Below are 13,002 nucleotides of genomic sequence, written 5' to 3'. Positions count from 1 at the left end.
GCACGAAGTTCGCCCCGGGTGAGAATGCTCCGGATGGTGTGAAGGTTGATCCGAACACTGGTGAGATCACTGTTCCGGTTCCGGAGGGTGCTAAGCCTGGTGACAAGATCACTGTTCCGGTTGTTGTGACTTACCCGGATGGTTCCACCGATACTGTTGATGTCACTGTCACGGTCACTGAGAAGGACGCTACGCCGGTCACGCCAGGTGTTCCGACCGAGAACAACCCGTCTACGGGTGCTTCTGCGGACGACCCGGCATCCTGCGACATTCCTCCGTACGTCACCGTTGAAAAGACCGAAGGCGTCGAGTACAAGGTGACCGTTGACGGTAAGGAACTGACGCCAGACGCTGAAGGCAAGTACGTCTACGACTACGGTCAGACCGTCAAGGTTGAGGCATTCCCAACCGAAGGCTACACCTTCCCAGAAGGCACCCAGACCACCTGGACTTACACGACCAAGCAGAACGAAGTCTGTGAGGCCCCGGAGGCTAAGAAGCCGGATTGGACGGGTGACAAGGGTAAGCCTGGTGATAAGGTCGAGCTTCCGAACGCTGGTGGTCCGGTTGAGGATGGCACCACGGTTGAGACCGAGGGTCCGGGTAAGGCTGAAATCGATGAGAACGGCAAGCTGGTTGTCGACGTTGATGAGGATGCTAAGCCTGGTGACAAGGTTGTTGTTGTTGTCAAGGACAAGGACGGCAATGAGATCGACCGCGTAGTCGTTGAGGTTGAGCAGCCGGATGCTCCTGCTGATAAGCCGGATTGGACGGGTGACAAGGGCAAGCCTGGTGATAAGGTCGAGCTTCCGAACGCTGGTGGTCCGGTTGAGGATGGCACCACGGTTGAGACCGAGGGTCCGGGTAAGGCTGAAATCGATGAGAACGGCAAGCTGGTTGTCGACGTTGATGAGGATGCTAAGCCTGGTGACAAGGTTGTTGTCGTTGTCAAGGACAAGGACGGCAATGAGATCGACCGCGTTGAGGTTGAGGTTGAGAAGTCGGGCGGTTCTTCCGATGGGTCTGGTTCCTCTGACCTGTCTTCGAAGCCGAGCGAGCGTTGCATTAACACCGGTTTGGGTGTTGGTATCCCGCTGCTGTTCCTGATTCCGGTTGGTCTGGCTTCCCAGATGAATATTCCGGGTCTGAAGGACTTTGTTGCTCCTATTAATAAGCAGATTCAGAATCTGAATACTCAGCTGCAGAAGCAGGCTGGTGTGTTCAATGGTGAGCTGGCTGGCAAGGCTGCTGGTATTGATGCGCAGTTGAAGCGTTTCGGTGCTGAGTATCAGCAGGTTGCTGGTGCTGTGGCTCTGATTGCTGCTGGTGCGCTGGCTATCGGCCTTATCGCTGATGCGTGTGCACCGGGTGCTGATGAGGAAGGTTCTTCCAAGTAAGGCATTTGCTGCAAGGGTTGTGTTCGCCTTGTAAATAGTTGAGCACCGCTTGGGAAGGGGCGTTATCCTTCCCACCTAACTGGAGAGTTGATGGAGCAGGGGCTGCTGCTGGAGCCAGTTGTTTCGGCAGCGTGGTTTGTCCGGCTGTGGCAGCAGTGGCCTGGTTCCTTCTTCTTGATTTGTTTGATTATTCCGAAATACGTTCAAGTTATTTCATTGAGTCTTGGGTCTTCCGATTTATAGCGTTTTCCTTTCCTTAAGCTGCTTGTTGTGAGGGCCCTTGCCTGACTTAGGTCATGGGTGGGTGAGTAACGTCACTCTTGACACTGTTACCTGTTGGTTTTCGTCGGTGGGGAGGAATTTTTCCGCACTAAGTGGGTGGTGCCGGGGTGTTCTCTGAACGCAAAGGTGCGAAAAGGATGAAGCATATCGGCTCAGCGCATTCAGAGTCTGAGCTTGCGCTTTTGCGGGCTGAAGCTCAACGCATCGTCGATGGTGACCAACTCGCAATGGACTTCGGCGAGGTTACACACATCCCACCGGCGACAGGCAGCGTGTCCAACCCGCTGCCGGTAGTCGGTCAGCGGGCCGGATACTTGCTGGACTGTATTGATGCGTGTTTCAACGAGTTAGGTCTTGCTGCAGCAAGCGGTGATGATCCGGTGTTTCGCGATCTGGTGCGTGCCCGGATTATCAATCCCGGCTCAAAGCTGGATTCCATCGAGACTCTTGCCGAGGTTGGCATCACCAGCGCAAGCTACCGCACCATCCAGAGGCGTCTTTCCTCCTTCGCCACCGAATCGTTCGGGGAGATACTAACCCAAGCGTTGGCCCATCATGCAGGTATTGGGCTCGGCGCATTCATCTTGTACGACGTGACCACCTTGTACTTTGAAACCGATACTCCTGATGAACTTCGCAAGCCTGGTTTTCCCAAAGAGCGCCGCCTAGAGCCACAAATCCTTGTCGGGCTGCTTACTGATGCCGCTGGGTTTCCACTGCATGTGGGCGCGTTTGCTGGGAACTCGGCAGAAACCCACACGATGCTGCGGATGATGACACGGTTCCAAGAGGCCTATCAACTCGATGAACTCACCGTTGTTGCTGATGCGGGCATGTTTTCAGCGGCGAACAAACAAGCATTGATAGATGCAGGGCTGTACTACATTTTGTCGGTGAAACCCCCACCGTGCCTGAGGTGATCGAAACCTGGCGGCGGGCTAACCCCGGTGAAGACTACACCCACGGCCAGATCCGGACATAAGCCTCGGCAAGTGATGGGCGCAAGCACGCTACCCCAAATTCGGTGACGCATTACCAGTACTTTCACGATCAGGCTAAGCGCAGCCTGCGCGGAATCAAAGAGCAAGTCGCAAAAGCCAAACGCGCTGTTGACGCCGATATCGCCATTAAGCGCAACCGCTATATCGATCTTTCCGCCCCGAACAAGAAGGTCAACTATGCTCTTGCTGCCAAGCACCGAGCCCTAGCCGGAATTAGAGGCTATGAAACTGACCTGACCGCTCTTCCCGCCCAGGAGGTTATCGGGCATTACCGCAGCAGGCTATTCAACATTGAACAGTCGTTTCGGATGTCGAAATCAGACCTGAAAGCACGCCCAATCTACGCCAGGAAACAAGATTCGATCACAGCACATCTCAACATTGTGATGGCAGCACTAGCCGTGGCCCACCTGATGGAGACCCGCAGTGATCAATCCATCAAACGCCTCGTGAGAACACTCAAGAAATACCGCAGCTTTCAAGTCGTCGTTGGCGGCGAACCCATCCACGCCCCCGTACCACTGCCGCCCGACCTCACCACCACCATCCAAGCAATCACCGGCCACGAACTTCCGCATTAAATTGGCCTAAGTCAGGGCTACGGAGTCTTGGCTGTCTGCGGCCTCCTTCCAGGAGACCACGCGTGTGCTTACCGACGCCGCCATCAACAAGCGCTCGGATCAGCTCATTGGTCTGAAGGAGAACGTCATCATCGGTAAGCTGATTCCGGCCGGTACGGGTATTTCCCGCTACCGCAACATCAGTGTGAAGCCGACTGAGGCCGCACGCAATGCTGCGTACTCCATCCCGACCTATGGTGATTCCATCTACGGCGACGATGGTTTCGGTGAGTTCACCGGTGCTTCCGTCCCGCTGGAGGAGGACTACACCTTCTAGTCCCGCCAATGTGAGACACGCTGGGAGTGACCCGTAGGGTCATCTTCCCTTCGCCCCCGCCACGGCCCCTTTACAGGGGTGTGGCGGGGGTATTTTATTTGAGGCCAAAGTTTCAAACATAAAGAACCCTGTGAACACCATGAACATTGGGGCTGCCTGTGGCCTGCAGGTTTAGAATTTCTCATCAACGGAATGTCCATGACGTGCACGGACACCGTTAACCATGGGTGAAATTAGCTCTTGCGGAGAGTGGTGGGGGGGGGTAACGTCTCAGCTTGAGTCCAGTTTGCCTTCAGGAACGCTCAAGATGCTTCAAAATCTGACCGAGGGCGAGCTGTTGACCGGTTCCCTAATTGTTCTCATGAAAGGATTCTTCATGAATATGAAGAGTTTCAACGGTTCTGCTCGTCGCCGCGGCACGACGATTGCAGCCGCCGCGCTTTCCGTCGCTTTGGTCGCTCCATTCGTTCACCCGGTTGTCGCTCCTCAGAACGCAGCTTTGGCTGCGGCGCAGCAGGCAGGGACCTCCGCGCCGGCTCCCGCTATCGATCCTACGAAGCTGATTGAGGCCGACGCCATTGCCAATGGCTATGTCTCGAAGCCCATTGACTTGACCAATGCCTTCGCTACGCTTTCAGGTACGGTCGGTATTGCTGAAAGAACGGGTGGAACGTCCCTAAAAACTACCGACGGCGTAGGTATTAATGACGTTACTGTCTACATGCAGTTTAAGGACGCCGATGGCGTCATTTCTCCCATCTACACTGCTAAGTCTGCAAACCTTGGTGGCCAGGATGGGCAGTATGCCTTCGACCTTCGTAAGAAGGACGCAGAAGGAAACGTCCTCACGCACCCCAATAGCCCGGTTGCGGGCAAGGAATACTCGTTCATTGACGTGAACGGCAAGCCGCACATTTTCCGTGCGACAGCCGATCAACAATACCGTGTGTGGTCTGATACCCCGCTGAAGAATGAAAATACCGGCAATGAACTGACGTATATTCGCCAGGCTGGTGGCGGCGTTCCGGGCGCCTGGGCGGATTCTCATGATGGTAGTGCAAACGGTGCTTTCTACCTTGATGGCACGAACCAGCAGCGCACCGCTATCGTCTTGCGCGAGCAGGCACCCAGCGTCGCCGATGATAGCTACATGAAGAGCCCCAACTTCTCCATGGATGACAAGGGCTACGAGAAACCCGGTGCCGGGATGACTCCGTATACCTTCACCGGTCGCGTCTGGACCGATGCAGAGGGCGGCCCGGACCGTAACGAGACTGGCCCTCTCTACTGGTGGAAGGGTGACCTTCCGATTGAGGGCGCAAAGGTCTATGCCTCGGTTCTCTCTGATGAGGGCATCGCTGAGCAGAAGCGCCTAGGAATCGACAAGCTGCCCTACCGTGAGCAGGCCGAAGCAACCAAGAACATGATTCTGGATATGCGGGCCAACGGCAAGGAGCCGATCCTGAAGACGGTTGGAGCTACGACCGATGCGGATGGTCGCTACACGATCCGCATGGGTGAGGACGTTGGCACCCGCCCAGCTGACTACACGTACATCTGGGCTGAGAATGATGGTAAGGTTCTCAACTCCTTCAGTGGATTCCCGACCCCTGTATTCCAGAAAGCAAACGGAAACAGCGGCGAGAATCCGAACAGCGACGGTAGGGTAGGCGTCGTTTCGTTCGCAAAGCAGCGTTGGTACAACGTTAACTTTGCCGAGGTCAAGCAGCAGATCGCTAAGCTCAATATCACGAACTATGACTCCAACCTCAACCCCGCGGACCTTCCTGCAGGTGGAGAGAAGCTGGAGGATGCACAGCTCGAGCTCACCGGCGAGCTGCCGCCATTTGATGGCAACAAGATTGTGTGGGTTGGACCCAACGGCAAGCAGATCAAGGAATGCCCGGTAGCTAACCTGGCCGATGCTAAGAATTGCTCTCTGCCGGCTACGGACTTCCAAACCCCTGGAACCTATAATGCTCAGCTTGTCAACGCTTACGGCGTGGTCCTCGCACAGGACTCGTTCGTTGCAATTGACAAGGACCGGAATAACGGTCAGTTCGAGCCTGCGTACGAGAAGACAAAGGCGCCGCAAGGCAAGACTACGACGGTTCCGGCTCCGAAGGATTCAACCCAGGATCTTCCGGAAGGCACGACGTTCCAGCAAGTTGAAGACATTACGACCCCTGAGGGTAAGGAGATTGCGGCTCCGGATTGGATCAAGGTCAACCCAGAAGATGGTTCGATCCAGGTCACTCCTTCCGCAGAAACCCCAGTTGGTGAGTACACCATCCCAGTACTGGTCACTTACCCGGATGGATCCCGTGAGACCATTGACGCTACTGTCACGGTTGAGAAGCCAGAGGCTCCGGAAGCCAAGACTGCTGAGGAGCTGACGCCGAAGTATGAGGATGGTTCTGCTAAGCCGGGTGAGGATGCTACTGTTCCTGCCCCGACCTTTACGGATAAGGACGGTAAGGACACCAAGGCTCCTGAGGACACTAAGTTCACCAAGGGTGAGGGTGCTCCTGAGGATGTAAAGGTTGATGAGACCACCGGTGAGATTACTGTTCCGGTTTCTGAGGATGCCAAGCCTGGTGACAAGATCACTGTTCCAGTTGTTGTGACTTATCCGGATGGTTCTAAGGACAATGCTGAGGTCACTGTCACGGTTGAGGAGCCGGGCACTACGGATCCTGAGCAGCCTGGTGATAAGACTGCCGACGATCTGACTCCTAAGTACGAGCCTGGTTCTGCTAAGCCGGGTGAGGATGCTACTATTCCTGCTCCGACCTTTACGGATAAGGACGGCAAGGACACCAAGGCTCCTGAGGACACTAAGTTCACCAAGGGTGAGGGTGCTCCTGAGGATGTAAAGGTTGATGAGACCACCGGTGAGATTACTGTTCCGGTTTCTGAGGATGCCAAGCCTGGTGACAAGATCACTGTTCCGGTTGTTGTGACCTACCCGGATGGTTCCACCGATACCGTTGACGTCACTGTCACTGTTGAGAAGCCGGGTGAGGATACCAAGCCGGTTGATACTGATGGTGATGGCATTCCGGATTCTGAGGACACCGATGATGACAATGATGGTGTCAACGATAAGGATGAAGAGGCTGCCGGTACTGATCCGAAGAACCCGGATTCCGATGGTGATGGCGTCAACGATGGTGACGAGGACACCGACGGTGACGGCAAGCCGAACAAGGAAGAGTCTGATGCTGACTCCGATGAGGTCACCGATAAGGATGGTGACGGTATTCCGGACATCATCGATCCTGACAATGAGGACGGCCCGAAGGGTGACAAGGACGGCGATGGCATCGCCAATGAGGATGATGCTGACGCTGACGGCGATGGTGTCAACAACACCGATGAGAAGGAAATCGGTACTGATCCGCTGAACCCTGATACCGATGACAACGGCACCAAGGATGGTGATGAGGACTTCGACAAGGACGGTAAGTCCAATGCCGATGAGTCTGATGTTCCGTCTGATGGCCGTGCTGAGGATAAGGACGGCGACGGCCTTGCTGACCCGGATGTCACCGATAATGGTGTAAACGGTAATGGCGACGAGCCGAATGGTATCCCGGATATCCGTGAGACCGATGAGGGTGAAGTCAAGCCGAAGGATACTGATGGCGACGGTATCCCGGATACTGAAGATCCGGATATCGACGGCGATGGTGTCAACAACTCTGATGAGAAGGCTGCCGGTACCGATCCTTACAATCCGGATACCGATGGTGATGGCATCAATGATGGTGACGAGGATGCTGATGATGATGGCAAGTCCAACAAGGATGAGTCCAACACTGAGAAGGATGAGTCCAAGGACTCCGATGGTGACGGCATCCCGGACATCATCGACAACGATGATCAGGATGGCCCGAAGGGTGACAAGGACGGCGACGGCATCATCAACTCTGAGGACCCGGATGCTGATGGCGACGGTGTGTCCAATGATGATGAGAAGGCTGCTGGCCTTGATCCGCTGAACCCGGATACTGACGGTGACGGCACCAATGATGGTGACGAGGACACCGACGGTGACGGCAAGAAGAACTCTGAAGAGTCTGAGGTTCCGGAGGGCTCGGTTAAGGACGCAGACGGCGACGGTCTTGGTGATAGCGGTATCACTGACAAGAACGGCAACAATGTTGCTGACCTGACTGAGGCTGAGGACAAGCCGGGTGAGGATGACTCTGATAAGCCGGGTATTGATGCGGGTTCCGTTGTTGATGAGGTTCCGGCTAACGATAAGCCGAAGGACTTGGACGACAAGGTCAAGAACCCGACTGACGATTTGACTGGTGAGGTCATCGGTAGCGATGACAAGCCGGTTGATGGTGCCAAGGTTGAGATTGACAAGAACACTGGTGAGATTGCGGTGACGGTGCCGGAGGGTACTAAGGCGCAGGATGCCACGGTTGTTGTTAAGGACAAGGACGACAACAAGGTCGGTGAGGTTGATATCAAGATCACCGAGCCGGGCAAGGATGACACTGGCAAGCCGGGTATTGATGCGGGTTCCGTTGTCGATGAGGTTCCGGCTAATGGTGAGTCCAAGGACTTGGATGACAAGGTCAACAACCCGACTGATGGTATGGCTGGTGAGGTTATCGGTAACGATGGCAAGCCGGTTGATGGTGCCAAGGTTGAGATTGACAAGAACACTGGTGAGATTGCGGTGACGGTGCCGGAGGGTACTAAGGCGCAGGATGCCACGGTTGTTGTCAAGGACAAGGACGACAACAAGGTCGGTGAGGTTGATATCAAGATCACCAAGCCGGGCAAGGATGACACTGGCAAGCCGGATGATTCCTCTGATTGGGCTGGTTCTTCCAACGTGAATGATCGTTGCTTGGCTACTGGCTTGGGTGTTGGTATCCCGCTGCTGTTCCTGATTCCGGTTGGGTTGGCTTCCCAGCTGAATATTCCGGGTCTGAAGGACTTTGTGGCTCCGATTGATAGCCAGATTCAGGCGCTGAACACTCAGCTGCAGAAGCAGGCTGGTGTGTTCAATGGTCCGCTGGCTGGCAAGATGGCTGGTATTGATGCGCAGTTGAAGCGCTTCGGTATCAATGGCAGCACTATTGCTTTGGTTGCTGCTGGTGCGCTGGCTATCGGCCTCATCGCTGATGCTTGTGCTCCGGGTGCAGGTTCTTCCAACGGTTCCTCCAAGTAGGAGAAACGCAGGATGTGTTTCCTCTAATAACACCGCCCTGGGAGGTGCGTTAACCTCCCACCCAACTTGAGAGTTGATGACCTAGGCCATAGCTGCCGGAGCTTGAAGCTTCGGCGGTGTGGCCTGGTTCATTGCTCGATTGTGTTTGTTTGATAGTTCCGAAATACACCCCGTTATTTCACATAGTCTTGGGTCTCTGCCGAAGCTTTTCCTTTCCTTAAGCTGTAAGAGTGGAGGCTCATGGCCACCGGATTTTGCCGGTGTGCAGGCACCCCGTCGCGTAGGTCAGAGGACGCGGCGGGGTGCTTTCGTTTTCTGCAGAGAGAGTCCTAATGCGGCTTTGCTCATCAGGTAGAGGTAGATGTGCTCTTGTGGGAGGGGCTTGCTAAGCTGACTATGCTTTTAAAGAGCATCTAGCCAGCGCTTTTGGCAGCTGGTGGCTTTAACTACACATCGTCACGGGTGCTTCCTCGTTGACCGCGATTGTGCTTGGTTCGTTTCACTTCACTTGTGTTTTCCGGGCTTTGCGTGGGTTAGCTGAGGAGGCTGAGACGCCGCAGTGCAGCGGCGAACCGTCGAACCTGATCCGGATAATGCCGGCGAAAGGGAGGAATAATGAACTCTGTATCTCATGGTGCGTCTGTAAATGGCGGCGCAACTGCGAATGGTGCTGCCCCGCGCAATTTGAACTGGCGCATTGTTGACATCGTGGTGGCTTCGGTGCTGGGTGTGGCGTGCGGATTCGTGTTCCTGGCATGGAACACGGTGGGATATGCCTGGTTTGAAGCTATGGATGCGCTCACGCCGGGCCTGGGAGGAATTGCTACCGGTATCTGGTTGATCGGTGGCGTCATCGGTGGATTGGTTATCCGTAAGCCGGGTGCGGCACTCTACGTGGAGTTGCTGGCCGCTATCGTGTCGGCGGTGCTGGGCTCCCAGTGGGGTCCGAGCACGGTTTATTCGGGTATTGCGCAGGGGATTGGCGTGGAGATTGTCTTGGCTATCTTCCTGTACCGCCGCTTTGGCCTGAGCATTGCGATGCTCGGCGGCATGGCTGCGGGCTGGGGCGCGTTTGTGCTGGAGCTGTTTACCTCCGGAAACCTGGGCAAGACCCTGCAGTTCAACATCATCTACCTGGTGACGCTGAGCATCTCCGGGGCTGTGTTGGCGGGAGCCGTGGGCTATTTCGTGGTTCAGGCACTTGCAAAGACTGGTGCGCTGGACCGCTTCGCGGTTGGGCGCGAGCAGCACAGGGCTTAGACGAGTGTTGGTTTAGTTGATGGCTGATCTGGGTAGTACTGGGGCCACGAAGCTTGTGGCACGTGGCTATGGCTGGACGCACGCGGGGAGGCGTGCGCCGGCGCTGGCCGATATTGACTTGGTTGTATCGCCGGGGGAGAAGGTGCTGCTGTGTGGTGATTCCGGGTCCGGGAAATCCACGTTGCTGGCGGCCATTGCGGGTGTGCTGGGCGGTGATGATGAAGGCACACGCGTAGGCGAGATCCTTCTGGAGGATGCCTCCGGCCACGTGGAGCCGCCGGGACGCACGATTCCGGTGGGGTTGGTCCTGCAGGACCCGGACTCGCAGGTGATTGCTGCGCGTGTGGGGGATGATGTGGCCTTTGGTTGTGAGAATCTGGCTTTTCCGCGCGAGGAAATTTGGCGGCGGGTGTCGGCGGCGCTATCGATGGTGGGGCCATCGGTGGACTTGTCCTTTCCTACCGAGCAGCTCTCCGGTGGGCAGAAGCAGCGTTTAGCCTTGGCTGGTGTCATCGCGATGGGTGCGGGCATGGTGTTGTTGGATGAACCGACGGCGAACCTCGACCCGGAGGGAGCGCGTGAAGTCATCGAGGCGGTGTCCACCATGGTGGAGCGCACTGGTGCCACGCTCATCGTGGTGGAGCACCAGCACGCGGCGTGGAAGGGAGTGCTCGACCGCGCGATTGAGCTGAAGGATGGCCGCATCGTCGCTGACGGTCCAGCGGAGACTGTCGTGGCTTCGCGCTCTATTAGCGGTTTACCGCGGGCGCGGGGGATTGATGGGCCGGCGTCAGGCAGCGTTGGGGTCGTGCCGGAAGCGGCAGAGTCGGAATCGGCGGCGCTGTGGAGCACGGACTTGGTCACCCGCTTCGGGCCGCCGCGCAGCTACGCGTTGCCGCGGGGGAAATCCACGGTGATTACCGGGCCGAATGGTGCGGGCAAGACCACGTGGCTGATGACGGTGGCGGGGCTGCTTCCGGCAGTGTCCGGAGAGATTGGTGTGGCAGAGTACGTGCGGCGGGGGCTTAAGGGCTCGCCGTTGACGTGGAAGTCACGGGAGTTGGCGGACCGCATTGGGTTTGTCTTCCAGAACCCCGAGCACCAGTTCGTTGCCCGCACGGTGGCGGAGGAGCTGCGCGTGGCACCGCGGGTCATGCGCCGCGAGGTGCCAGAGAAGCGGATTGATCAGCTCGTGGAGTCGCTGCGCCTGGGGCATGTGCTCAACGCCAATCCGTTTACGCTCTCCGGAGGGGAGAAGCGCAGGTTGTCCGTGGCCACGGCGTTGGTCACCGCACCCGAGGTGTTGCTCCTTGATGAGCCCACCTTCGGCCAAGATCCCCACACCTTCACCGAGCTGGTGTGGTTGCTGCGGCGCATGGCGGATGAGGGGACGACAATTGCCTCGGTGACCCATGATCCGTTATTCATTTCTGCGTTGGGTGACCACCGAGTGGAGGTGAGCCGTGGCTAGTACAAATCTTTTGCGCGGGATGAATCCGCTATCGCGCATCTTCCTGATGTTCGTGTGGGTGACGCCCTTGTTGCTCTCCGTGGATTGGGTCTCCGCGGCCGTGTCCTTGGGAATGACGCTGCTCTTCGCGCCGCTGTGTGGGGTGTCGTGGACGCGGTTGTTTAAGGCAGGGTGGTTCCTGTTTCTCATCGCGCCGCTGTCTGGAATCTCGATGCTGCTGTACGGGGAGCCCGGTGGGCGGGAGTATTTCAGCTGGTGGCTGATGACGGTCACGGATAACTCGCTGGAGCTGGCCCTCGCCATCACCCTGCGCGTGCTGGCGGTGGCGCTGCCCATGGTGGTGTTGGCGCGGGATATTGACCCGACGGAGCTTGGTGACGCCCTCTCCCAAATCCTCAAGCTGCCCTCTCGGTTCGTCATTGGGGCGGTGGCCGGGGTGCGCATGATGACGCTCTTTAAATCAGACTGGCAGTACCTGGCCATGGCGCGGCGTGCGCGTGGGCTGAGCGACGAAGGCCGCATCAAACACCTCATCACCATGTCCTTCGGCTTGTTGGTGTTAGCCCTGCGCCGCGGAGGCAAGCTGGCCACGGCGATGGAGGCGCGCGGGTTTGGCCGCACCCCGCCGGGCGGTGGCCAGCGCACGTGGGCGCGGCCCTCCCGCCTAGTCGCGCGGGACTGGCTGGCCATGGCGGTGGGAGCGGGCCTCGCGGCGCTTCCGGTGGTAGTTTCGGTTCTCAGTGGGTCCTGGAGATTCTTCGGACTCTAGGACGAACTCTCGCAACGCTGCACGCTAGACGTACCCAGAAGTGGTGAAAGAACACATGCAGGACACGGACCGCACGGACCATCGGGAAGGCGGTAAGGACACTGCCCAAACTCACGCCGCGGAGATGGACAGGCTCTTAAACGATGTGCTGTCGCTCGCGGCAGCGCGCAAGCGCCCGATGCGCCCGGTCACCGTGCTTATCGACGGCCCCTCCGGCGCCGGCAAGACCTGGACCGCTGCGGCCCTGGCGGAGCGTACTGGGTGGCGGGTAGTCCACCTGGACGAGTTCTACCCTGGGTGGCACGGGTTGGAAGAAGGCTCCGCCATGGTGGCGGAGCAAGTGCTGCGGGAAAACAATCCGGGGTACTGGCGTTGGGATTGGGAGGCCAACGCGCCGAAGGATTGGGCCAGCGTGGATGAGCGCGATGATCTGATCGTCGAGGGCGTGGGTTCAGTCACTGGGGCCACCGTGGACGTCGCCAAGCAGCGTGGCTCCGTGGTGACCGTGCGCATCGACGGCCCACGCGAGAAGCGCCGCGAGCGCGCCCTCGAGCGTGACCCCGGTTATGAAGAGTGGTTCGAAACGTGGGAGCGGCAGGAAAAAGAGCATTTCGCCGAGCGCGCAGTAGAGGCGGACTTGACCTGGGAGTGGCACTAGTCCGCACCGGTTGTGGTTGACACATGAGGCCGCCTAATCGGGGATTTGGGCAGATCAGCGCGCTGGTGGTAGT

The 13,002-nt window shown here is 57.5% G+C and carries 6 protein-coding genes and 2 pseudogenes; all 8 read left to right on the top strand.

Going from position 1 to position 13,002, the window contains the following annotated elements:
* The coding region (locus tag M5J06_RS12380) for a YPDG domain-containing protein (RefSeq protein WP_284150883.1) at positions 1-1,397 on the top strand (1,397 nt) is incomplete at its 5' end.
* A gap of 419 nt (positions 1,398-1,816) precedes the next feature.
* Positions 1,817-3,261, top strand: a pseudogene (locus M5J06_RS12495) (IS1634 family transposase).
* 16 nt (positions 3,262-3,277) lie between these two features.
* A pseudogene (locus M5J06_RS10410) lies at positions 3,278-3,577 on the top strand (hypothetical protein); the annotation flags it as partial.
* Positions 3,578-3,953: 376 nt separating this feature from the next.
* Entirely contained in the window at positions 3,954-8,771 is a 4,818-nt protein-coding gene (locus tag M5J06_RS10405) for a Rib/alpha-like domain-containing protein (RefSeq protein WP_250224605.1), read from the top strand.
* A 615-nt stretch (positions 8,772-9,386) separates the two neighbouring features.
* Entirely contained in the window at positions 9,387-10,031 is a 645-nt protein-coding gene (locus tag M5J06_RS10400) for an ECF transporter S component (RefSeq protein ID WP_070596755.1), read from the top strand.
* Positions 10,032-10,050: 19 nt separating this feature from the next.
* Complete coding sequence (locus M5J06_RS10395; RefSeq protein ID WP_250224604.1) at positions 10,051-11,502, top strand: ABC transporter ATP-binding protein; 1,452 nt, start codon at positions 10,051-10,053, stop codon at positions 11,500-11,502.
* A 19-nt stretch (positions 11,503-11,521) separates the two neighbouring features.
* On the top strand, positions 11,522-12,271 hold the full coding sequence (locus M5J06_RS10390) for an energy-coupling factor transporter transmembrane component T family protein (protein WP_250224609.1): 750 nt from the start codon (positions 11,522-11,524) through the stop codon (positions 12,269-12,271).
* A gap of 55 nt (positions 12,272-12,326) precedes the next feature.
* The gene (locus tag M5J06_RS10385; protein WP_250224603.1) at positions 12,327-12,929 is read left to right on the top strand and encodes an isopentenyl transferase family protein; all 603 of its coding nucleotides are present in this window, start codon (positions 12,327-12,329) and stop codon (positions 12,927-12,929) included.
* Positions 12,930-13,002: the final 73 nt, after the last annotated feature.

The organism is Corynebacterium intestinale (assembly GCF_023574125.1).
GTDB classification, from domain to species: Bacteria; Actinomycetota; Actinomycetes; order Mycobacteriales; family Mycobacteriaceae; genus Corynebacterium; species Corynebacterium hesseae.
The sequence above is the reverse complement of the archived record's forward strand: the minus strand, read 5'-3'. Positions and strand labels throughout refer to the sequence as shown.

Coding starts and splice junctions, on each gene's coding strand:
- M5J06_RS10400 (WP_070596755.1), top strand. CDS start 9,387: ATGAACTCTGTATCTCATGGTGCGTCTGTAAATGGCGGCGCAACTGCG.
- M5J06_RS10390 (WP_250224609.1), top strand. CDS start 11,522: ATGAATCCGCTATCGCGCATCTTCCTGATGTTCGTGTGGGTGACGCCC.
- M5J06_RS10385 (WP_250224603.1), top strand. CDS start 12,327: ATGCAGGACACGGACCGCACGGACCATCGGGAAGGCGGTAAGGACACT.
- M5J06_RS10395 (WP_250224604.1), top strand. CDS start 10,051: ATGGCTGATCTGGGTAGTACTGGGGCCACGAAGCTTGTGGCACGTGGC.
- M5J06_RS10405 (WP_250224605.1), top strand. CDS start 3,954: ATGAATATGAAGAGTTTCAACGGTTCTGCTCGTCGCCGCGGCACGACG.